General features: G+C 62.1%; 12 protein-coding genes. 9 read left to right on the forward strand and 3 right to left on the reverse strand.

The window, feature by feature from the left end; translation table 11 throughout:
* The first annotated feature begins 142 nt into the window (after positions 1 to 142).
* Positions 143 to 3685, forward strand: coding sequence for a carboxylic acid reductase (gene car / locus LK12_RS18160; protein ID WP_039287248.1), 3543 nt, complete (start codon positions 143 to 145; stop codon positions 3683 to 3685).
* Positions 3686 to 4520: 835 nt separating this feature from the next.
* The gene (locus LK12_RS18165; RefSeq protein WP_052223591.1) at positions 4521 to 7442 is read left to right on the forward strand and encodes a TonB-dependent receptor plug domain-containing protein; all 2922 of its coding nucleotides are present in this window, start codon (positions 4521 to 4523) and stop codon (positions 7440 to 7442) included.
* 396 nt (positions 7443 to 7838) lie between these two features.
* Here the strand turns inward: LK12_RS18165 and LK12_RS18170 are convergent, their stop codons facing one another.
* The gene (locus LK12_RS18170; protein WP_052223592.1) at positions 7839 to 9548 is read right to left on the reverse strand and encodes a tannase/feruloyl esterase family alpha/beta hydrolase; all 1710 of its coding nucleotides are present in this window, start codon (positions 9546 to 9548) and stop codon (positions 7839 to 7841) included.
* 234 nt (positions 9549 to 9782) lie between these two features.
* The gene (locus LK12_RS18175; RefSeq protein ID WP_197063592.1) at positions 9783 to 10679 is read right to left on the reverse strand and encodes a LysR family transcriptional regulator; all 897 of its coding nucleotides are present in this window, start codon (positions 10677 to 10679) and stop codon (positions 9783 to 9785) included.
* A 91-nt stretch (positions 10680 to 10770) separates the two neighbouring features.
* Between LK12_RS18175 and LK12_RS18180 the strand changes: the two genes are divergently transcribed.
* From LK12_RS18180 to LK12_RS18200, 5 genes are all read left to right on the forward strand, one after another.
* Positions 10771 to 11979 carry a CaiB/BaiF CoA transferase family protein gene (locus LK12_RS18180; protein ID WP_039287254.1) on the forward strand — a complete coding sequence of 403 codons (1209 nt, stop codon included), beginning with the start codon at positions 10771 to 10773 and terminating at the stop codon, positions 11977 to 11979.
* Complete coding sequence (locus LK12_RS18185) at positions 11976 to 13292, forward strand: serine hydrolase domain-containing protein (protein ID WP_039287256.1); 1317 nt, start codon at positions 11976 to 11978, stop codon at positions 13290 to 13292. Before LK12_RS18180 ends, LK12_RS18185 begins: the two co-directional genes overlap by 4 nt.
* Positions 13293 to 13295: 3 nt before the next feature.
* Complete coding sequence (locus LK12_RS18190; protein WP_039287258.1) at positions 13296 to 14612, forward strand: CitMHS family transporter; 1317 nt, start codon at positions 13296 to 13298, stop codon at positions 14610 to 14612.
* 120 nt (positions 14613 to 14732) lie between these two features.
* A complete protein-coding gene (locus LK12_RS18195; protein ID WP_039287260.1) occupies positions 14733 to 16958 on the forward strand; it encodes a beta-glucosidase in 2226 nt (741 codons plus the stop codon).
* 134 nt (positions 16959 to 17092) lie between these two features.
* Positions 17093 to 18409: a sugar MFS transporter gene (locus LK12_RS18200; protein WP_039287262.1), complete on the forward strand. Its 1317-nt coding sequence runs from the start codon at positions 17093 to 17095 to the stop codon at positions 18407 to 18409.
* Positions 18410 to 18646: 237 nt separating this feature from the next.
* Here LK12_RS18200 and LK12_RS18205 read toward each other — a convergent pair whose 3' ends face one another.
* Positions 18647 to 21073 (reverse strand): TonB-dependent receptor, encoded by a 2427-nt coding sequence (locus LK12_RS18205; protein WP_039287263.1) that lies wholly within the window; start codon positions 21071 to 21073, stop codon positions 18647 to 18649.
* Between the two features lie 157 nt (positions 21074 to 21230).
* On the opposite strand from LK12_RS18205, the gene LK12_RS18210 reads away from it, so the two are divergent.
* The gene (locus tag LK12_RS18210; RefSeq protein WP_082010636.1) at positions 21231 to 21920 is read left to right on the forward strand and encodes a TetR/AcrR family transcriptional regulator; all 690 of its coding nucleotides are present in this window, start codon (positions 21231 to 21233) and stop codon (positions 21918 to 21920) included.
* A 303-nt stretch (positions 21921 to 22223) separates the two neighbouring features.
* Positions 22224 to 23435, forward strand: a complete 1212-nt coding sequence (locus LK12_RS18215) for a DUF1254 domain-containing protein (protein ID WP_197063593.1) — start codon at positions 22224 to 22226, stop codon at positions 23433 to 23435.
* Positions 23436 to 23443: the final 8 nt, after the last annotated feature.

The following is a 23443-nucleotide window of genomic DNA, read 5'->3' on the forward strand; positions in this document are numbered from 1 at the left end:
CCCTGTCATGCACGGAAGCTTGTCCAGGCCAGATCTAGAAAGCTTGCCGCTCAAACACAAGTAACCAGTTGCTTGTTTTTGTTCCACTGCCCGCTAGGACAAGGACAAACCAGCAAGAATCAAGCGATCGACGGAGAGCGACATGACCACCGCAGTTGCCGAAAATCCCAAGAAAACTGCCATCTTCACTGGCGGGAAGCAGACCAAATGGGCTGAAGAACGGCTGGAGAAGCTCAAGTCGGAAGATCGCCAGTTCATCGCCGCCCTCCCCGATCCGGCAGTGGTCGAGGCCAAGCGCCAGCCCGGATTGCGGCTCTCGCAGGTCGTCCAGACGATCTTCGAAGGCTATGCGGAGCGGCCAGCCATCGGTCATCGCGCCAACGAGCTTGTGTCGGATCCGGCCACCGGACGAATGAGCCTGCGCATGCTCGATCGGTTCGAAACCACCTCGTTCGGAGAGCTGTGGGCGGACGTGCAGGCAACCGCCGCCGAATGGCACCACGACACGCGCGCGTCCGTGAGGGCAGGCGATTTCGGGGCCGTGCTCGGCTTTGCCAGTGCGGGTTATGCCACCATGCAACTCGCCAATATTCATCTCGGCGTCGTGAACGTGCCGCTCCAGGCCAACGCCCCGACCGAGCAGCATGTCGCGATCATCGCCGAAACCGAGCCGCGGGTGCTGGCGGCCAGTATCGAACTGATCGATGCAGCCGTGGATGCCATTCTGGGGGGAACAGTCCCGCCCCGTCTTGTCGTGTTCGACTACGAACCGCGCGACGACGACCAGCGCGAACGGTTCGAGGCGGCCCGCACGCGACTGGAGGCCGCGAACTGTCCCATCGTGATGGATAGCCTCCAGGACGTCATTGCCCGTGGCCGGACCTTGCCTGCGCGTCCTGCCCATGTTTCCGAAGATCCGGACCCGCTCGTCTGGTTGTTCTACACGTCGGGAACGACCGGCACGCCCAAGGGGGCGATGTACACCGAGGAGACCGTCCGCAACACTTTCCTGTATTCCGCAGAAAAGCCGGCCATTACGCTTAGCTTCATGCCGATGAGCCACGCTGTCGGCTATGGCTATCTCTACCTGGCGCTGGCCAACGGCGGCTGCAGCTACTGCTCGCCCAAGAGCGACCTTTCGACGCTGTTCGACGATCTGGCTCTGGTGCGCCCGACCATGTCCTCGCTTGTCCCCCGGGTCTGCGAGATGCTCTACCAGCATTACCTCGGCGAAGTGGATCGCCGCATTGCCGCAGGCGCCGAAGAAGCCGAAGCACAGGGAGCGGTGAAGCTCGACATGCGCGAGAACCTGCTGGGCGGCCGCCTGCTTTCGGTCGGCTGCGGATCGGCGGTGCTCGCACCGGAAGTGCACGAATTCATGCTCTCGATGCTGGGCGTGCACATGGCCATCGGCTATTCCTCCACCGAAATGGCGACCGCGACAGTGACGGTCGACGGCAAGATCCAGCGTCCACCGGTGATCGACTACCGGCTCGAGGACGTGCCTGAGCTGGGCTACTTCACCACCGACAAGCCCTATCCGCGCGGGGAATTCCTGGTGAAGATCCCCAAGTTCATGGCCGGCTACTACAAGCGCCCGGACCTGACGGCGGAGAAGTTCACCGAAGATGGCTTCTACCGGTCGGGCGACGTGATGGCGCTGATCGGTCCCGACGAACTGGCCTATGTCGACCGCACGAACAACGTGCAGAAACTCTCCCAAGGCGAATTTGTCGCCATCGCCCGACTGGAGGCGCTGTACACGCAGAGCCCCGCCATTCGGCAGATCTACGTCTACGGCACCAGCGAGCGCGCGTTCCTGCTTGCCGTCGTCGTTCCCGCCGACGACCTGCTGTCCGACTTCGAAAAGGGCGGTGAGGCGGCCGAGCAGGTCAAGGCCAGCATCCGCCGCGGGCTGCATCAGGTCGCGGAGGAGCACGGCCTTGCCAGCTACGAGATCCCGCGCGATTTCCTGATCGAACCGGAAGGCTTCAGCCCTGAAAACGGATTGCTTACGGGCATCGGCAAGTTCAGCCGTCCCAACTTCAAGGACCGCTTCGGCGCGCGGCTGGAAGCCCGCTTTGCCGAGATCGCGCAGGAGCAGGTCGACGAATTGCGCGCGTTGCGGCTGGGCGGCGCCGACCGCCCCGTGATCGAAACCGTGTCACGCGCGGTACGGGCGACGCTGGGCGTTGCCGAAACGGATATATCGCCGCAGGCGCGCTTCACCGATCTCGGCGGAGACTCGCTGTCAGCCCTGTCGTTTTCCATGCTGCTCGAGGAGATCTTCGGTCTGGAGGTTCCCGTGGGCGTGATCATCAATCCGGCGGGCGATCTGGCCCTGGTGGCCGACTTCATCGAGGCCGCGCGGTCCGGCAACAAGCGCCCCAGCTTTTCGACGGTGCACGAGCCGGACAGCACCGTGGTCCACGCCAAGGATCTCAAGCTATCGAAGTTCATCGATCCTGATTTGCTGGCGGCGGCGCCGTCTCTCCCTCCGCCAGCCGATACCGTGCAGACCGTGCTGATGACCGGCGCCACCGGTTGGCTCGGCCGCTTCCAGGCGATGTCCTGGCTTGAACGGCTGGCAAAAACGGACGGCAAGCTGATCCTCGTGGTGCGGGGGGCAAACCCCGAGCAGGCGCGGCAGCGCGTGGAGGAGGTGCTCGATACCGACCCCGAACTCATCGATCACTTCCGCAAGCTGGCGGACGATCACCTCGAAGTACTGGCCGGCGACCTGGGCCGCGAAAGGCTGGGTCTCGACGAGGATACATGGAACCGGCTCGCGGGCGAGGTGGACCTCATCGTCCATCCGGGCGCCCACGTGAACCACAGGCTACCCTACAACCAGCTCTTCCCGTCCAACGTGGCGGGAACGGCCGAGCTGATCCGGCTGGCGCTCACCACGCGGCGCAAGCGTTTCGACTACGTTTCCACGATGGGCGTCATGCTGTTCGGCCCCGCGGACGAGGAATCGGACATCCGCGAGATCGCGCCTTCGGCGCAGCTCGATGACAGCTATGCCAATGGCTACAACGTTTCAAAGTGGGCCAGCGAAGTGCTGATGCGCGAGGCTTTCGACCTCGCCGGCATTCCGGTCGGCGTGTTCCGCCCCGGCATGATCCTCGCGCACAGCCGCTATGCGGGCCAGCTCAACGTGCCTGACATGTTCACCCGCATGCTGTTCAGCCTCGCGGTAACTGGAATCGCGCCGGCCACGTTCTACGCGCAGGATCTGTCGAACGGGCGCCCCAAAGCCCGCTACGAAGGCTTTGCGGTCGATTTCCTTGCGGACGCGATTACCGGCATCAGCGCGGCGCTGCCCGAGGGTTTCCGGAGCTACAATCTCGCGAACCCGGATGCGGGCTTTGTCGCCTTCGACGACTTCGTCGACTGGATGATAGAGGCGGGATGCGAAATCGAGCGGATCGACGACTACGACGACTGGTTCCGGCGCTTCGAAACGGCGCTCCAGGGCTTGCCGGAGGATCAGCGGGCGCAATCGCTCCTGCAGATAATCGAGCCCTACCGCCATCCGCAGCACCCGGGCATGGGCGAGGGCGTGGTCTGCCGGCGCTTTGCCAGGGACGCTGAAGCGGCGGGCTATCCGGTCGCGCGCCTCGATGCCCCGTTGATCCACAAGTACGTTGCCGATCTCAAGCACGTCGGGCTGTTGAAGTGAGTGTGTTGGAAGATGCTAGGTGTAGCAGTGCCCAGATGAGGCGAGTCCGCGACCACATGTGGCCGGTAGCTGGGAAAGGAACCTTGCATCTCCGCCGGGCAATTATGGAAATGCAACCAGCTTTCATCGCCCCATAACGGACCGCTGTCACCCCGGGTGATCCGACCGGCGTTGCGGCATCCAAGCGGAACAGCCAGGATCGTGCAGTGCTTGCCGTTCGGAAGATGGCGTGATCCCATTCAGGTGCGGCCAGAATGGGATACTCGTAACCCGGCGAAGCCGGGCACGAATGCAAGCGCTGCAAGGAGTTTTGGCATTTTTCATGAAAGTGCCTCTCGCCGCTAAACCCGGTTGCGTCGCGCACACCATTGGATGGCGGAAATTCAGGCCGTTTAGCGTTGCAGGTGAAGGGGGCGCGCGTGAAAATAGCGCCACAGTCCCTCCGCGTCTCGCGGAACGCTGGCAGTGCGATTGCGGACATTTTCGGTTTGTAGGTCGTGTCCGTTCAGCGGATCACGCCGACGCCGAAAAACCTATCACAAATAGCAGGGTAATTGTCTTGGACGCCCCTTCCGGGACTGCCTGATTCGTGATACGGGCGCAGAAATCATAAGAAAATTATATTATATTTATAGCTTAATAAGTAATTCGTATAAATGAGGGGCCTGGAAATTCATCACCTCCACACTGACGCCATGCGCGCTCCCGCTTCGGCGGCGCATACGCACTTATGCATTGCAGCATTGCTCCTGCCGGCGCTGTCGCGCGGCAATGTGGGGCGCTCCAAGAAGCTAGTGGAAAATTTTTGCGATACGGGATCTATGGGAGACAAATCATGAACCGTAACCTCTTGATGCTGGCCACTTCCAGTGTCCTGTCATTGGCCTGGTCAGCACCGGCTTGGGGTCAGGAAGCAGCCGATGCGACTGAAGCGACGGGCCAAGTTGTCCCCGCCGACGCAACCCCGAACGCCATCGTCGTGACCGGTTCTCGCATCGCGCGCGACGGCTATGAGCAGCCCACCCCGGTGACGGTGGCATCGACGGATGAGCTTATGCAGAGCACGCCGACGAACCTGCCGGACGCTCTTAACAAGCTTCCGCAGTTCCTCGGTTCATCCAGTCCGACCAACAACACCCAGACCAATGCCAACGTCCCGAGCCATGGAAACATTCTGAACCTGCGCAATGTTGGTGGTATTCGCACGCTGATCCTGCAGGACGGTGTGCGCGTTCCGCCCACGGCCTACACGGGGACGGTCGACACGAACATTATTCCGCAGATGCTGGTCGAGCGCGTTGACGTAGTGACCGCCGGTGCCTCCGCGGCCTATGGCTCGGATGCCGTAAGTGGTGTCGTCAACTTCGTGCTGGACAAGGACTTCACCGGTGTGAGGACCATTTCGCAATACGGCATCAGCGATCGGGGGGACAATGCCAACTGGCGTCTGGGCGGGGCCGTAGGCTTCGACGTCGGCTCGCGAGGTCACATCATTGCCAGTTACGAGCATTTTGACACCAAGGGTATCAAGAAGACTGACCGCCCACGCCTTGTCGGCGGCACGATGGCAGTGGGCAGTGTCCCCAACTGCGCGGCAGAGAATCCCGGTTTGACGGCCGACACGGCATTCCGGTGCAACCCTGGTGGCAGTCTCAATCCCTATAAGTTCTACGATGATCTCGGATTTGGCATCGCCACGTTTGGCGGCCTCGCGCTTAGCGGCCCCTTCGCCTACACGACGTGGACGAACCCGGGCGACTACGGGACCGTAAACTTCGGCACACCGACGGGCTCGGGCGGCTTCTTCCGTGACAGCGGATTCTACTACATCGCTGGCGACACGTCCCTCTCCTCGCCCCTGACAACCGATCAGGCCTTTGCGCGGGGCAGCTACGAGTTGACCGACGACATCACCGCCTTCGTTTCAGCCAGCTATGGCCGCTCGAAGGTTGACTACGACGTTCTTCCCAACCTCGTATTCTCGAGCATCTTCAGCGGAAATGCATTCCTGCCGCAGACACTGCAGGATCAGCTCACCGCCACCGGCACGCCGGCGTTCGTGTTCTCCAAGTCCTATCTCGACCTGCCGCTGCCGCATGCGGAGGAAGACAGCGAGAGCTACAACATCATCGGCGGCCTCGAAGGCAAGGTCGGTCGTTTCGACTGGAATGTGTCATATGTCTATGGGCACTCCAAGATGAAGATGGCCCAGTCCAACGTGCTGGAATTGGTGCCCTTCGCAGCGGCGCTCGATGCCGTGGTAGACCCGTCGACGGGCAATGTCGTCTGCAATGCATCGCTGAGCAGCGATCCGGCCGTTGCATCGCGGTATTCCAATTGCGTGCCCTCCAACCCGTTCGGCGTCGGTGCGGCAAGCGATGCGGCCATCAACTATGTCACCGGCGTTTCGCGTTACAAGGCAATCAACGAGAGCCACGATGTCATGGCCTCGATCTCTGGCGATCTTGTCGACCTGTGGGCAGGTCCCCTGTCGGTCGCCGTAGGTGCCGAGTATCGCGAGCAGTCGCTGAACATGACCAGCAACGCCGACCCGGCTGTCCAGTTGGACACAACGGGCGTGCGCGGCATCTCCCCAACGACCTCGCGGTTCTTCCTCACTAACCTGGGCGTCGCCGATGGGAGCTTCAACGTGAAGGAAGCGTTCGCGGAAGTCGCGCTGCCGTTAATGGTAGATGCTCCGTTCGTCCGCAACCTCGACATCAACGGCGCCGTGCGTGCGACCGACTACAGCACGAGCGGCACCGTCGTCACCTGGAAGGTCGGCGGCACCTGGAGCCCTGTCGATGACCTGACGTTCCGCATCACCCGGTCTCGCGACATCCGCGCACCAACCCTGTTCGATCTCTTCGCGGGCGAACAGTCCAACATTCAAGGTGCGTATGATCCGCATACCGACACATCGGGCAGTCTCCCGACAACGACTGCGGGCAACCCCAATCTCGATCCCGAGATTGGCAATACGCTGACATTCGGCGTCGTCTTCCAGCCAGCGTTCCTGCCAGGGTTCAGCGCCGCCATCGACTGGTACGACCTGAAGATCACTGACGCCATCGGCCTCCTCTCGGCGAGCCAGATCCTGCAGACCTGCGAGGATAGCGGTGGCACCTCCTCCGTGTGTGACCTGATTACACGTCCCAACGGTTTCGATGACCGCAGTCCGGACAATTATCCGACCGAAGTGCGCGTTGCCGGGGCGAACATCGCCAAGCTTGAAACCAGCGGTTTCGATGCCGAGGCGAGCTATCGCACCATGGTTGGCAATGGCAATCTCGCAATGCGCCTCTTCGTGAACTACACTGACCGCTATCGCACCCAGCAGACGGTTAGCGACCCGGTCATCGAAACTGCCGGTTACGGCGCACAGCCCAAGTGGCGTGGCACGCTCAACCTAAACTATGAGAATGGTCCTTTCGGGCTCTTCCTGCAGGAACGGTATATCGGCAAAGTGAAGTTCGGCAATCGCCGCCTCGGCGTCGCCGATGAAGACCAGACCGCGGTCTATGCCGAAGATCCCATCGATCCGGTGTTCTACACCGACCTCACTCTGACCTGGAAAGTCGAGCACGGAACCACCGGGCAGTACGAATTCTTCACCACGGTCAACAACCTGTTCGACAAGAAGCCCCCCTTCGCACCGCCAGCCGGTGGTGCTCCGGGCCTGCTTTATCCGACGATTCCCGCGCTCTACGACGTCGTGGGTCGTCGCTTCACGTTCGGTGTGCGTACGCAGTTCTGATCCACCGCAAACGACAGGTTCCAATATGCGAAAGGGGCGGCTCGAGGGCCGCCCCTTTTTCGTGCCTCGGTCCGGGCCACATTTCGTGGCCCTTGGCCCATGGGCGATGCAAGCTCCAGTCTCCCGTCATTTGCAGGGACCTGTTCGGAGCCTGCGACGACTGGCATAGCGATGAAGGATTGCTACATTCCGGGTCGTTGCCGACCATCGTGCCACTGGAACGCGCCGCCCCATGCCCGATGCGCGGGAGCATGTTTGGCCAGGGAATGGCGTTTTCCGCGCGGCAATATTCGGACTTCGGGAATTACAGTGCCCCACCAGTGCGTTGGGAGGAGAGTTGGCACTGGCGGGACACTGCTATCGCGACGGGCATGCATCGACACTCCGCACGAAAGCTCAATAGGCAGGATCGGTCCGCTTCCAGACGCGCAAGTATTCCGGCGCGGGCAATTCGTAGCGAGCCGAAGGGGCCTTGCTGCAGGTGAAGCTGGCGGCTTGCGAGGGATCGCCCTTGCCGTCGTAGCGGGCAACCAGAGGATAGGCGCAAAGCGGCCGGGAGGCTGTAACCCGCGGTTCGGCAGGCTCGGACGGCTCTGCGGCTGCCTCCTCCCCGTTATGCGACGCGACTGCAAATTTGCGGGCAATGACTTGATCGGGGGCCTTGCCGGTCTCGACCCAGCGATCGAGAGCGGCGAGCAGGTCGTGCCCGGCATCTGCGGCCGGAAATTCGGCGCCCTGGCCGAAGACGTCGGGCCCTTTCCCGCTCGTGCAATGCGACATGCCCGGGGCCATGAACAGGCGCGCATATTGCTGCTTCTTCATGCCGGACGCGTGCATGCGGTCGAAATAGATGATCGTATCGAGCGGACTGACGACCATGTCGGCCCAGCCGTGAAACAAGATGATCTTGCCGCCATGCGCCGCGAAGCGGGACAGGTCGGTATCCAGCGCGTTGACATAGGGCCCGAGCGCTTGATCCTCGCGGGCCATGTCCTTGTCGAAATCGAATGTCGCAGGATCCCACCCCGGACCGAACACCCAGCGAGAGAGATCCGCCGGCTCGGGCTGATCGGCCATCGCCGGATTGGTGAAAGCATAGGCCAGCATGGCTTCGGTACCGCGCACGGCCGGCGGATAGATCAGCGCGCCAGTGCGCGGATTGCGGGTGCCGTCATAGACCGAGGCCAGCGCATCGGCCTGTGCCTTTGTAAGGCAGGTCTCGCTCTTTTCACCCGGCTTGCAGATGAGCGCACGGGGCGAAAAGAGACACTGGGTAGGATCCGTCAGGAAAGCGTCCGTCGGCGCGCCGCCGTCCTTGCCCACGCATGCGCCCAGCATGGCCGCGTGCCAGGCATTGAACTGGCCGGGCGTGAAATAGGCACCGGGCCGCGACGCCTTGCGCTTGATATCGGCGAACATGGCATGGAGGTGCGTGCGATTGTGCCCGGGCGCGCCGGCTAGGATGGCGTCGAAGTCCTCGGGAAACTGCTGCGCCTCGGTCAGCCCCTGATGGCCACCGGTGGAGCAGCCTGAATAGTATGCCCTGCTCGCCGCACGATCATAGTAGGTGCTTACGATCTTCTTGGCGAGCTTGGCCATCTCGTGCGTGGCGCGATAGCCCCAGTCCTTCTGGATCTCAGGCCGGCCATTGCCCGCATTGTAGCCAATTCCCGGCAGCGAAGCCGGATAGGTCCCCATATCCGTGTTCGCCGTCGCGTAGCCGCGGCGGATGCCTCCTGCCAGGGCATCGTAACGCACGGCGCCGGCAAAACCGCCATTGCCGGTTGCCAGCAATTTGCCGTTCCAGTCCCCGGCATCGGGAAGCCATATCTCAATGACGATGTTCGAGGCGGAAGACGGGCGGGCCGTGGCGATGACCCGGCAGAATCCCGGCAAATCCTTGAATTCACGCTTGTCGGGCGTCGAAAACGATCCGCCTGCGACAGCCTTCGCGTCCAGTACTATGGCGTCGCCGATGCGCGTGCCCTCTCCCAGCGAGCGGCAGGAGGAAGTGGATGCAGGCGCCGCCAATGCCAACGTCGGCCAAAGGAACAGGAGGGCAAGGCAGAAACGGACAAACTGGCGCAAGGCGGGATCCTCATTCATTTTCTAATTATATAAAATGATATTGTTTTTTGATTTCCTTAATGATTCTGGTCCGCATATCACGAGTTCACGGGATAGAGAAGGATGTTGGCAATCAAGTTCACCCACGGCCCTTTCGCGCAGGATGCCGGCCTGCAGGCCAAGGCTGTTGCACGGCCCTTGCGGGCATGCACGGCCCGACGGGGGTGTGCGCAACGCGGGTACAAAGCAGCCGCTGCGATAGCGGAGCCGCGATCAAAGCGACTTCGAATGATCCAGCAGCATCTTGGTGAAGGCCGCGCTTGCCGGGGATTCCTGGACACGGCTTGCACGGAACACCGAAATCGTGCGCCGCGCTTCCGGATCGTCGATAGGACGGCAGACGACATCGGAGGGAAGCGTTTCCGGGATGCCGAAACCCGGCAGAATCGCAGCTCCGAGCTTTGCCGACGCAAAAGTGATCGCAGTCTGCATCTGGTTGGCTTCCAGCACGTTGCGAAGCACCACACCGGCAATCCCGGCCCGCTCGTCGGTGAGGCGGCGGACGGTCGTGCCATGGCTCATGGCAATCACGTCATGCTCGCTGATGTCCGCCCATTTGAGCGCCTTGGCCTCGGCAAGCGGATGCGAGGCGTGCATCACGACCTGCAGCGCATCTTCGAGAATGGGCGTGTGATGGAAATCGTCGCCGACCGGCAGATACCCGATGGCGACGTCCACCAGCCCGCTTTCGACCATTTCGAGCACGCCGTCGCCATGGGCATCGGAAAGGCTCAGCGCGATCGACGGGTAGGTTTCGCGAAACGCCCCGATGACGGGAGGCAGCACCCGGCAGCAGATCGACGGCAAGGCCGCAATGCGCAGCCGCCCCGCACGCAAAGCTGCCAGATCGGAAACGCGGGCAATGGCACGCTCGAAGCTGCTGAGCGTCTGGTTGCCTTCGACCAGGAAAGTGCGGCCGATCGGCGTCAGTTCCACCGAACGGGTGCTGCGGTTGAGCAAGGCAATGCCGAGATCGTCCTCGAGTTGCTTGATCAGGGTACTCAGCGCAGGCTGCGAAAGCCCCAGCGACGCGGCGGCGCGGGTGAAATGGCGATAGTTCGCGACCGCACGCAGCGCCTGCAGGTGCTTGATATTGATTCTTCTGCTCATTGCGGAACTTATAGCGAAAAAATATGAAACTACGAATAGACACTCGGTCGCGCCCACACCTAGCGCGCCGATCAGCAGAAAGCGCAAATGCATGTTGAAACTGCTCGCCGGTGTACGCGTGCTCGACCTTACGACAGTCGTTCAGGGGCCCTATGCCACGCAGATGATCGGAGACTTCGGAGCGGAAGTGATAAAGGTCGAGCCCCCCGCGGGCGACGCCTTCCGTGCGGTGAGACCGGGACGCAGTCCGTCGATGGGGGCGGGCTTTCTCAACTGCAATCGCAACAAGCGCTCGATCGTCCTCGACCTGACGAAGGACGAGGGCCGCCAGGCCTTCCTGCGGCTGGCAAAGAACGTCGACGTCATCGTCCACAACATGCGCGAAAGGTCCGCCCGCAAGCTGGGCATCGACTATGAAGCCGTCCGCGCCATCAATCCCGGCATTCTCTACTGCTACGCCAGCGGATACGGACAGAACGGCCCGCTGGCCGATCAGCCCGCCTATGACGACATCATCCAGGCCGCCTCGGGACTGGCCTATATCAATGCCACGCCCGATGGCACGCCGCGGTTCGTGCCCACCATCATTGCCGACAAAGTCGGCGGTCTCCATCTCGCTCTGGCCGTGCTGGCCGCCCTCGCCGCGCGGGGGCTCGACGGACAGGGCCGGTGTATCGAAATCCCGATGTTCGAAGGTCTCGTCTCGTTTCTGATGATGGAACAGCTCTCGGGCCGCTCTTTCCGGCCGGACCTCGGGGCGACCGGATACGCGCGGCTCAATTCTCCCAACCGCAAGCCGTTTCCGACCGCCGATGGCTTCATCAGCATCATTCCGTACACCACGGTGCACTGGAAGCGCTTCTTTTCGCTGATCGATCGTCCCGACATGCTGGAAGACATGCGGGTGATCGACCCCGTGACGCGCAGCGGCCACATCGACGAACTCTATGCCATGATCGACGCCGTCGCGCCGAAATACACGACCAAGCAATGGATCGCGATGCTGGAGGAAAACGACATTCCCTGCTCTCGCGTCAACCGGCCCGACGACCTGCTCGACAACGAACACCTCAGGGCCGTTGGCATGTTCCGGGAATTCGTTCACCCCAGCGAAGGGGACCTTGTTGGCGTCCGGTCGCCGTTCGTCATCGCCGGCGATGAGACCGAAGGGCAGGATCTGCCGGTCCCGCTGCAGGGGCAGCACACCGATGAAGTCCTGCTCGAATTCGGGTTTTCGGACGAGGAAATCGCACAAATGAGAGCGGCAGGCGCTCTCGGTCGAACAACGGAGACAGCATGATAAATCGGCGCACCCCCTTGTTCGCGGGCGTAGCCTGCTCACTCCTAGCGCTGCTTCCCGGTTGCACCGCCAGCGAAGGCGTGCCGCCGGTGGCCGCCGCCTCGCAAACCGCCGCTGCCAAGCCTTCCACCAATGATCCGCAGTTGCGCGCCGACGTGGAAAAGGCAGTGGCCGAAGGCAAGATTCCCGGGGCCATCGCGATCATTGCCAAGGACGGTAAGATCGTTTCGCGTGCCCGCTATGGCTACGCCAACGTCGCGACCAGGAAGCCGCTCGCGGAAGATACGCTTTTCCGCCTCTACTCTATGTCCAAGCCGATCACGAGCGTAGTCGTGATGAAGCTCGCAGAGCGCGGCCTGCTGGATATCGACGCCCCCGTCAGCCGCTATCTGCCGGAATTGAAGGACATGCGCGTCTATGTGTCCGGCGATGTCGACCACATGAAGACCAAGCCGGCCGAGCACGAGATAACGACGGCCGAGCTGCTTTCGCACAGCTCCGGCATCGTATACCACTTCACTGGAAACACGCCGGTGCACCAGTACTACCGCAAGCACGGCGTGCTACGCGATACCCCGGTGGGGCGCCTGCCCGGCGATGGCGAGCCCGCGCATTCGCTCGAACAGCTTGTGACCCGCATCGGCAAGGCGCCGCTTCTGTTCGAGCCCGGAGAACGGTTCCACTACAGTTATTCAACGACCGTACTGGGCCTGCTGGTCCAGCGCATCACCGGAAAACGGCTCGACGAGGCGCTGGCTGACGAATTGTTCCTTCCGCTCGGCATGACGGACACCGGCTTTTTCGTCGAGGATCAGGACCTGTCCCGTTTCCCGGTTCTCTACAAATTCACCGAAAGCGGCCTCGAGCCGGTGGAGACCCCGCAGGATTCCGACTACCGCGACCACGATCGCCTGCTCGACGGTGGCGGCGCCCTCGTCTCGACCGCTGCGGACTACCTTCGCTTTGCCGAAATGCTGGCGAATGGCGGCTCGCTCGATGGTGTGCGCATCCTCTCTCCGCAGAGCATCAAGCGGATGTTTACCCCGCGCGTGCCTATGGGCAGATTTTCGCCCTACCCCATGGAATTCGGTCTCGGATTTGCGATCGGCACGCCCGAGACTGAGAAGAATGACCTCATTCCCGCGGGAAGCTACAGTTGGTCAGGATCGGGCAACACGTACTTCTTCGTGAACCCGCAACACAATTCGGTCGGCCTGTTCATGACCAGCGTTCTCGGCAACAGCGAACAGGCGCCCACCTGGACGATCCATCGAATCATGGCGGCCGCCGCCCACCGCGACGGAGCCCTGTGATTCATGCTGGCGCTGGCGGGCCTACTGACAATCGCGATCGTCCTCGCCGCGATCCTGAGCAAGAAGGTTACGCCGCTCGTCGCGCTCGGCGCGATCCCGCCTGTCATGGCCCTCCTGCTCGGTTTCGGCAGCGAGACCGGCGCGATGATGGGGCAGGGGATGGTCAAGGTCGCGCCCATGGCCGCGATGTTTCTCTTTGCCATCCTGTTCTTCGGCATCCTGTCCGATGCCGGCCTTTTCCGTCCGGTCATTGCGGCGATCGTGCGGATGGCGAAAGACCATCCCGCGCGGCTCTCCATCGGCACAGCCGTGCTCACCAGCATCGTGCACCTGGATGGTTCGGGGGCCGCGACCTTTCTCATCGTCATCCCCGCTCTCGCGCCGGTCTATGACAGGCTCGGGATCGACCGGCTTACCCTGACCGTCGTGGTCGCCATGGCCGCCGGCGTCGGCAACATGCTGCCGTGGGGCGGCCCGACGATCCGCGCGGCAACGGCGCTCGACGTGCCGGTGATGACCCTCTTCAAGCCGATGCTCCCGGTGTACCTGACCGGCGTCGTGACCATGCTGGCGGTGTCGTGGTGGCTCGGGCATCGCGCCCTGCGCAGTGGCGCGGGCATTGACGGCCGGTCGCCGGATGCGGGCGGTTCCGCCTTCGCCGCCCCTGTGACCGCCGATGCCGAGAGCGACGCCCCGATGTCGCGCACGCGGCAGGCCATCGGCTGGTTCCTCGTGGTCTCGGTCCTGGCGGCAATGCTCAGCGAGGTTCTGCCTCCGGCTGCGGCCTTCATGCTCGGAACGATCGCGGCACTGCTGCTCTGCGCCGGAAGCGAAGCGCGGCAGAATGCGGCCTTGCGCGACCATGCTGCCAGCGGGATCTCGATGGTCGCGATACTCTTTGCGGCGGGATGCTTCACCGGCATCCTCAACGGTACCGGAATGATCGAAGCGATGGCGCATGGCGGAGCGAATTTGCTGCCCTCCGGCAGCGCCGCGCACCTCCCGGTACTTATCGGCGTCCTGGCAATGCCACTCAGCCTGCTGTTCGATCCGGATTCCTTCTACTTCGGCATCCTGCCGGTCTTGGCCGGCATAGCCGGCGCTTCGGGAGGAGACCCTTTAGCCGTTGGCCAGGCTGCGATCGTCGGGCAGATGACCACCGGCTTTCCGATCAGCCCGCTTACGCCCGCCACCTTCCTGTTGGTCGGTCTGGCCGGGGTGAACCTTGCCGATCACCAGCGTGCTGCCTTCGGCTGGCTGTTCCTACTGTCGCTGGTGATGACGGCGGCGGCCTACATGCTCGGAATTCTTGCGCCATGACGCCCATCTCCTCGACCGCCCCCTCGGGGAAACCGCCCGGCACGCAACGAGGCTGCCCACGTGTGAGACCGGGCACGACACCAAACACCACGACAGAATGAACGGATGGGAAGAGATACCATGATACTTTCGCGCGGCGCCCTGCTCTCGGGAGCAGCAATTCTCATGTCAGTTGCGACGGCGCCACTCCTGGCGGACGACAAGGGCGCCCCCCGCACCGCGCAGGAAGCCAGTGCCAAGGCAGCCGAAGTCGAGGGGCAGATGACGCCCGAGGAAAAGACCAACCTTACGCTCGGCTACATGGCGATGCCCATGCTCGGATCCACCCCGCCAGAGGGGGCCCGTCCCGGTGCCGGCTACGTGAAAGGCGTGCCGCGTCTCAATGTCCCGCCCCTGTGGGAGACTGATGCCAGCCTCGGCGTGACCTGGCTCGACGGGGCTCGGGGCACAGGCGGGACCCAGCTCCCCTCGGGCACGGCGCAAGGCGCCACCTGGAACCCGCAACTGCTGGAAGAAGGCGGCCGGATGATCGGCAGCGAGGCCCATGCCAAGGGTTTCAACGTCCTTCTTGCCGGCGGCATCAATCTCATGCGCGAGGCCCGCAACGGCCGGACTTTCGAGTACCTCGGCGAAGATCCGCTGCATTCCGGCATCATGGGCGGCGCGGTCGTGCGCGGCATTCAGTCGAACCCGGTCATTTCCACGCTCAAGCACTTCACCATCAACCCGCAGGAAACCGGGCGGCAGATCATGAATGCGAAGATCAGCGAGGCCGCGCTGCGCGAAAGCGACCTGCTCGCCTTCGAGATCGCCATTGAACAGGGCGATCCCGGCGCGATTATGTGCGCGTATGATGCCATCAACGGGCCACTCAGCTGCGGCAGCGAGTTTCTGCTGACCAAGGTCCTGCGCGATGACTGGGGCTACAAGGGTTTCGTCATGTCGGACTGGGGCGCGGTGGACGGCCTAGATTTCGCTATGGCCGGCCTCGATCAGCAGTCAGGATCGGAACTCGACCCCGAGCCCTATCTGGGCAAGCCGCTGCTGGAAGCGGCCAGGCGCGATCCAAAATGGGCCGCGCGCCTCAGCGAAATGGCACGGCACGTGCTGTGGCCGATCTACCGCTTCGGGCTCGATACCGATCCACCGACCGTAAGCAAGGTCGATACCGAGGCCGACGCGCGCGTGGCACGCAAGGTGGCCGAGGAAGGCATTGTCCTGCTGACCAATCCGGACGGTGTACTGCCCTTCGGCAGCGACGTGAAATCCGTCGCGGTGATTGGCGGGCACGCGGATGCCGGCACCCTGGTCGGCGGCGGCTCCTCCCGCGTGATGCCGGATGAAGGCCCGTCCATCACGGTGCCCCATCTGCGCGGAGATCACGCGGCATTCGCGGCCTTCATCGATGCGCAGTACAACCGCTCGTCGCCGCTGACGGCCATGCGGGAAGGCCAGCCGGAGGTTTCATTCACCTTCCGCGACGGACGATACACGAGCGAAGCCGCCGCGCTCGCAGCCCGCTCGGATGTGGCGGTCGTCTTCGTGACCCAGTTCCAGACCGAAGGCTACGACGTCCCCGACTTGTCGCTTCCCGGTAACCAGGATGCTCTGATCGAGGCGGTTGCGGCGGCCAACCCCCACACGATCGTCGTGCTCGAAACCGGCGGGCCCGTGCTGATGCCGTGGAAGGACAAGGTCGCGGGCATTGTCGAGGCCTGGTATCCGGGTGCACGCGGCGGCGAGGCGATTTCGGACATCCTGTTCGGCAAGGTGAACCCTTCCGGCCGCCTTCCGATCACGTTCCCGCAATCCGTCGCACAGCTTCCGCGACCCAAGCTGGATGGCCAGGGAACCATCGAGCCGAGTTTCCTCGGCACCGGCAAGCCCGGCGAAACCTTCGACGTGAACTACGACATAGAAGGGTCGGACGTCGGCTATCGCTGGTTCGCGAGAAAGGGCGAAAAACCGCTATTCGCGTTCGGCCACGGGTTGACCTATACGAGCTTCGACTACGGTCCGCTCAGAGTGCAGGGGGGCACTGACGGCATCGTCAAAGCCAGCTTCACAATCACCAACACAGGTGAGCGGGCCGGTGCCGAGGTGGCCCAACTGTATCTCACATCCGTCAATGGAAAACCTCGACAGCGCTTGGCCGGTTTTGCCAAGCGCGACCTCGAGCCCGGGCAGAAGGTCAAGGTCAACCTGACCGTCGATCCGCGCCTGCTGGCCAATTGGGAGGATGGCGGCTGGTCGCTCGCCGGGGGCGAATATGGCTTCGCGCTGGGCAAGGATGCCGAAAGTCTTGGTCAGGTCGTCACTATCCAGTTGGGTGCGCGTCGCTGGTAGGAGCGTCCGCGTTACAGTAGCCGCTTCCCGTCCGCTTGCGCTCGGCGGACCGGTTTCTTGGAATCCTGCCCGCCGCATAAATCTTGCCATCCCTCCATTGAAGGGCTCGGCGACCGTCACGAGAAGGATCTCAAATGGCAATTTCGCCTAGCGAGGCAAACAGCGGTACTCCTCCGATCCTGGAGGAGGCCGGCAGCCCGCATGTCGACGCACCGGAACTGCGCGCATTCGTCATGGCGCTGTTCTTCATTTTTGGCGGGATCACGTCTCTTAACGATGTGATCATCCCGAAACTGAAAGAGCTCTTCACGCTCAATTACACGCAAGCCATGCTGGTGCAGACCGCATTCTTCGCGGCCTATGCCATCGTCTCGATCCCCGGCGCCGCGCTGGTTAAACATATCGGCTACATGCGTGGCGCGGTGTTCGGGCTCGTGACAATGATGGTCGGCTGCCTGTTGTTCATTCCGGCGTCCGCTAGCGCCACATTTGGCGTTTTCCTTTTCGCACTGTTTGTCCTGGCAGCGGGCGTGACCATTGTTCAGGTCGTCGCCAATCCATTGATCTCGCTTCTCGGACCGGTCAAGACAACGCATTCCCGCCTGACGTTCGCGCAGGCGTTCAACTCGCTGGGCACTACGCTCTTTCCCTATTTCGGCACGATCGTGATGCTGGGCGGCCTAGCTACAGTCAGTGCCTCTGAACTTTCGGGACCGGCGCTGGATGCCTACCGGATCGCCGAAACCGCTGCCGTCGAGCGCGCCTATCTCGGGCTTGCAGCCGCTCTCGCCGTGATCGCGGGAGTGGTTTGGCTCAACCGTGACAGGCTCAAGGGTGAACGACACGAGAGTGGCTCCATTATCAAGAACTTCGACCTCCTGCGTCGCAAGCGTTTCGGTTTCGGGGCCGTCTCTATCTTCCTGTATGTAGGAGCCGAAGTCGCGATCGGTTCGCTGATCGTCAATTACCTCATGCAGGATCACGTTCTGGGCCTGGCCGAACGCGATGCCGGCAAGCTCATTCCGTTGTACTGGGGCGGCGCGCTGGTCGGACGGTTCATCGGCTCGGCCGTTTTGCGGGCTGTCAGTCCCGGCAAGGTCCTTGCCTTCAACGCGGTTTGTGCAATCGCGCTCATCCTCGTGTCGACGCTGGGGACAGGCGCCGTTTCGGGCTACAGCTATCTCGCGATCGGCCTCATGAACTCGATCATGTTCCCAACGATCTTCAGCCTCGCAAGCGAGGGCCTCGGCGATCGTCATGCAGACGGATCGGGCGTGATCTGCGTGATGATCGTCGGAGGTGCGATCATTCCGCCGCTGACTGGCCAACTCGCTGACCTTTCAGGCAGCCTCGCGATAGCCTTGGCACTGCCAGCACTCTGCTACGCGACCATCGCCACGTTCGGCTGGTATGCCCGAAAGCCAGTCGACACATATATCCCGAAGGATTGAGATCCGATTGCGATAAACCCCTTGCGCACAGAACCATGAAACCCTCAAGGGGCTTCTGCAACTACAGATCCTGAGCCTGATCAGATGGCTGGCAGCGCAAACTATACCATCCGATGAAGCGTCGGCGCGTGATGCTACGCGGCGCGACCTGGAAGACAACACCGTTAGTGTTGAACAAAAATCGCCCGCCCCGGCATAAGTGCCGGGACGGGCTAGAAGAAACCTGGCGCTGGGAGGTTAGTAGTGCCAGGTCAATTGAAGACTCACGCTGCGGGGGTTCGTAATCAGGCCGATCTGGTCGGCATGGATTCCGGCCGCCGTTCCCGTGCCCGAGCCGGTGCCCGGACCGTCGACTACGCCAGTGGCGATGAAGCGATTGGTGAGATTCTTGCCGATGAGGGCAATGTCCCAGTGTTCGCCGTACGAAAGCTTGGCGCTCGCATCGATGGTGACGAACGCGCTTTGCCGCGAGTAGGGGTTGCCGAAACCGGAAGGCAGGTAGTCATCGCTGTACTTGCTATCGACGGAAAGCGTCAGATCGCTGTTCTCGCCCACCTGCGTGTCATAGGTCACGCCTAATGTTCCGGTCCAGGCCGGGGCCATCGCCGTCTGCGTCCCGCTCAGATCCTGGAAGTTGCCAGCAAGCGTGCAGCCTTCCACCGGTGTTTGGCCTGCGTAGCAGGGCGCAAGGAAGTCTTTATAGCGTGCATGGTTGTAATTGACCGAACCGCGCAACGTCAGACCGGGAGCGGCGTAAGGTGCGTACTCCGCCTCGAACTCGATTCCCTTGGTGCGGACCGCGCCGGCATTGATCGTGTTGAAGGCGATCACGGCGCTGTCGAAGAAGTCGATCTGCAGGTTGGTATACTTGTAGGTATAACCGATCAGGTTGAGGCGAAGCTGCCGGTCGAGCAGCGTCGACTTGATGCCCGCTTCGAAGCCCTTCGCGCGTTCCGGTGCGAAGGTGAAATTGTCGACGGACGCGAGCAGCGAGTTGATGCCGCTGTTGGAAAACCCGCCAGACTTGTATGCGGTCTTGTACGACGCGAAGATATTGATGTCTCTGGTCGGCTGCCAACGGATCGTCGCTTCCGGCGACCAGTCGTCGAACGTCTGGTCTGCTGAAACCACTGCCCCCGGTGCGAATACCGCAAGCGCGGCATAGGGCTGGACGAACTGGCTCTTCTTCGTTTCATGCGTGTACCGCACGCCACCAGTCGCCTGGATGGTATCGGAGATGTCCAGGATCGCCTGTCCGTAGACAGCCAAGGTCTTGCCGTCGGTATAGGAATCCTTGACGAACCCGGCGTAGCGATAGGCCGGGTCGGCCGCCGCGTTCTCGAAACCGCCGTTGATCACGTATTGCATGAAGTCGCGTCGCGTGTCCTGAAACAGTCCGCCGACCATCACGTTGAGCGGGAAGTCGAAATCGGTAAGAGCACGCAGTTCCTCGCTGAAGGCCCGCCAGCGCGAGTCCTCGACCGCCCAGACGGCACCCGCCGTTGACGAGGCGAAGTCGCCGTCCACCAGCATTTCATTCTTATTGTGCTGATAGTTCGTTACCGATGTCACCGTGATGGCATCGCCAGTGTATTCGAGCGTTCCCGTGATCCCCCAGGAAGTATAGGTATTGTACTGGCTGCCATCACCAGCTCCTGGAATGTCGGCCGCAATGTCGGCAGGCATGTCGTTGCTGTAGGCGATGAAATCCTTGCCGCAGGGCAAATCGAGGTTGAACCACGTTCCGCCCTTGGCGCAGGAGTATGGCGTGCGGTTGTAGGCCGGGTTGTTGACCTTGAAGCGCGAGTAGGAGCCCTTGATCGTGGCGGTCAGGCTGTCGGTAAGTTCGCTCTTGACTGTCAGGCGCCCCATGATCGTCTTCTCGCCGGGAACTTCGCGCGGTCCGACCGGTTGCACATGGCTTGTCGCGATCGCCGTGCCCGTGGACCGATCGGTCGTCACGTAAGGCAGTTCCACGCCGTTATTGCGGAAGTAGCCGCCGCTCATCGTGCTGGCGCGCACGGCAAGCCGGACGCCAGTAGTATCGTTGAGCGGCGTGGAGATGATCCCTTCGCCATAAGTGGTCGCGGACTTGAACTCGTGTCCAATACGCGCCTTGGCTTCGAATACCGGGCCGGGGTCGTTGGTGGCAATGTTGATCACGCCGGCAGTGGCGTTTTTGCCGAAGAACAGCGCTTGCGGCCCCTTGAGAACCTCGATCCGACTGGCGTCGAAGAAGCCCTCGTTGATGATGCGGCCCTGGCCGTAATATACGCCGTCGAGCACGACTGCGACCGACTGCTCGATGCCGATCGAACTGGGCGCCGTACCAATACCGCGCAATGTAATCTGCGCGCCGGACCCGGTCGAGTTGCGACCGACGGTGAGCTGCCCCATGCTCGCGGCAACCTTTTCCAGGCTCGTCAGGTCGTAACGGTCGATCTGTTTTTCCGAGATAGCGGTGACTGCCACCGGCACGTCCTGCGAAGTCTCCTTCCGCTTGCGTGCCGTGACGACAATTTCGTCGATGCCGCCTTGGGGCGTATCGGCAGCGCTGCCCTGCGCGGGTGCAGCGGCCTGTTGGGCGTGCGCGCCAGGAGCGGCCAGCAGCGCGACAGGACAGACGGTCGCCAAAAGAATGCGGGCCGTGACGGAATGCCTCATCAAATCTCTCCCTGTTTGGCGGACTGGTTTACCCAACGCCCGCCCTCTGCCTCCCGTTCATACTGAGACACGTTGATTAATCCACCTGTCCTAAAAATGAGGGAGTGGCCGCCAGTGGTCACTGGTCTTTCTTTGTCCGTACCCTTATTCGTCGGACATGGCGAAAATCCTCGAAATGCAACCCGACCCTCCCCGTGAAGAGATCAGTGACACGCGGGTCAAAATCTTGCTGGCGGCTGAGCGCCTTTTCGGCGAGCGCGGAATCGACGCCGTTTCCCTCCGGCAGATCCGCCTGGAAGCAGGCCAGAGCAACAACAGCGCCGTGCATTATCATTTCGAGGACAGGGCGGACCTGATCCAGGCTATCCTGTCGTACCGCGTAGGCCAAATGGAACCTACGCGGCGCAGCATGATCGACAAGGTGGTCTGCGAGGGGCGCGCGCACGACTTGCGTGCTCTCTTGGAAATCCTGCTGCTGCCGCAACTTCAGATCAAAGATGAGCACGGCAGGCGTCCCTATGTGCGCTTCACGTCTGAGTATCTCGCGCGATTTCGTGCGACCGGTATTCAGCACCCCGGCGATAGCGAGAGCGAGGCGCCAGCGCTGGCCCAGTTGATGGAAATGCTCTACGACGCGCTGTTCGGCTTTGACCGGGACATAGCGTTGCTCCGCCTGACCTCAGCCACTCTCCTTTTCCTCAACCTGGTATCGGCATGGGAAGCCGGGCTGTCCTTTGTCGGAAAGCGGCACGAGCTGGACCTCATAGTAGACGAGGCGCTGACAATGGCCACTGCTGTACTCCAGGCGCCTCCAAGCCCCGCACTTCGCAACCGCTATCACAAGTAAGAGGTTTCCCGGTTTTCCACCTGAATAAGATACGTGTCTCAGAGCAGTGACGGATATTCGGGAGAGCGATAATTGCCTTTTAACAAGTCCATAGCGACAGGCGTTGCCCTATGTCTTGCAGCTTTGAGTGGACATGCCTTAGCGCGGGATAGCACCGCGGCCGGTCGAGGTGCCTATGACCCCAACCATGCCGACCAGTTTCAGTGGCCCGCACATCCCGACCTGATGCCGGCGACCGGCGAGAGTCGCCGCATCTATGCACAGACGCTTGCATACGATGCGACGCTTTATGGAACTAGCGCTGTGCTCGAATACGTACAGATGTATCAGCAGGCGATCGATCCGCAGTCGCCCGGTCACACGGGCTTCAACCGGTTTGCGCACGATAGGCGGCTGGCCAAGCCAGGCTATGCGCCGTTCAAGACGCCCAATGCCGATACGCTCTATTCCAACGCCTGGCTCGATCTCACCGACGGGCCGGTCATCCTAACAGTGCCGGACGCGGGAAAGACATATTTCACGGTCAACCTGATCGACATCTACGGCAATTCCTCGAATATCTCTGCACGGACACGGGGCTTCGGTCCGGGACGCTATGCAATCGTACCGGTCGGGTATGACGGTCCGATTCCCGAGGGCACCGAGCGCTTCACTGTTACGACCCCTTATTGCTGGATTCTCATGCGCGTCCTGGCACGCGATCTGGCCAATCCCGTGCGCGCCCAGGCGTTGCAATCCGGTTTCACGCTGTCTCCGACCAAATCGCAAGCAGCGGAAACTGATGCGTTCCCGGAGCCTGACACAAAGAGCGCGGCGGGCTTCATGCACATCCTCGATTGGGTAGTGCGCAATAACGGCTATCCCGAAGCGGAAGGCGCCTATGTGCAACGCCTGCGGATGATCGGCGTCGGCAAAGGGCCTGAGGCCATCGACGAGGCCATGCGCGATCCCGAGATCAGGGCCGGCGTGCAGCGAGGCTACGCCCAGGCTCAAAGTGCAATCAACGACTCTTCCCGGCTGAGTGGATACCCGGCCGGAACATGGAAAGTGCCCGCCGACATCGGAGCCTATGGGTACAACTACTTCTACCGCGCAGCTATCAACACACTGGGCACCGGCGCCAACGTCACGACCGAAAACTATCCCTTCAACACCTTCGCGGACAGCGAGGGTGACGCGCTCGACGGATCGAAGCACAAGTACCGCCTGACCTTTACGACTCCACCGCCTGCAAAGTTCTTCTGGTCGCTGACGCTTTACGATGCCCGCACCCGCGAACTCTACCCCAACGCAATCAACCGCTACATCGTCAACGACCGCACGCCGGGACTGGTGCATGGCAAGGACGGAACGTTGTCGATTGCCATCCAGCACACCAGGCCGGCCGATCCGAAGGCGAACTGGTTACCGGCTCCCGATGGCCCCTTCTATCTCGTCATTCGCGCGCAGGGGCCGGATGCGGATCTGCTCGAAGGGCGCTGGCTGCCACCAGGGGTCGAGAAGGTAGGCCAGTGATGCCGCAT

It is taken from the genome of Novosphingobium malaysiense (assembly GCF_000802225.1).
GTDB classification, from domain to species: Bacteria; Pseudomonadota; Alphaproteobacteria; order Sphingomonadales; family Sphingomonadaceae; genus Novosphingobium; species Novosphingobium malaysiense.

Excerpts from the sequence above, each read along its gene's own strand:
- LK12_RS18175 (WP_197063592.1), bottom strand. The coding sequence starts at position 10,679 with ATGAGCAGAAGAATCAATATCAAGCACCTGCAGGCGCTGCGTGCGGTC.
- LK12_RS18165 (WP_052223591.1), top strand. The coding sequence starts at position 4,521 with ATGAACCGTAACCTCTTGATGCTGGCCACTTCCAGTGTCCTGTCATTG.
- LK12_RS18195 (WP_039287260.1), top strand. The coding sequence starts at position 14,733 with ATGATACTTTCGCGCGGCGCCCTGCTCTCGGGAGCAGCAATTCTCATG.
- LK12_RS18210 (WP_082010636.1), top strand. The coding sequence starts at position 21,231 with ATGGCGAAAATCCTCGAAATGCAACCCGACCCTCCCCGTGAAGAGATC.
- LK12_RS18205 (WP_039287263.1), bottom strand. The coding sequence starts at position 21,073 with ATGAGGCATTCCGTCACGGCCCGCATTCTTTTGGCGACCGTCTGTCCT.
- LK12_RS18170 (WP_052223592.1), bottom strand. The coding sequence starts at position 9,548 with ATGAATGAGGATCCCGCCTTGCGCCAGTTTGTCCGTTTCTGCCTTGCC.
- LK12_RS18180 (WP_039287254.1), top strand. The coding sequence starts at position 10,771 with ATGTTGAAACTGCTCGCCGGTGTACGCGTGCTCGACCTTACGACAGTC.
- LK12_RS18200 (WP_039287262.1), top strand. The coding sequence starts at position 17,093 with ATGGCAATTTCGCCTAGCGAGGCAAACAGCGGTACTCCTCCGATCCTG.
- car (WP_039287248.1), top strand. The coding sequence starts at position 143 with ATGACCACCGCAGTTGCCGAAAATCCCAAGAAAACTGCCATCTTCACT.
- LK12_RS18190 (WP_039287258.1), top strand. The coding sequence starts at position 13,296 with ATGCTGGCGCTGGCGGGCCTACTGACAATCGCGATCGTCCTCGCCGCG.
- LK12_RS18185 (WP_039287256.1), top strand. The coding sequence starts at position 11,976 with ATGATAAATCGGCGCACCCCCTTGTTCGCGGGCGTAGCCTGCTCACTC.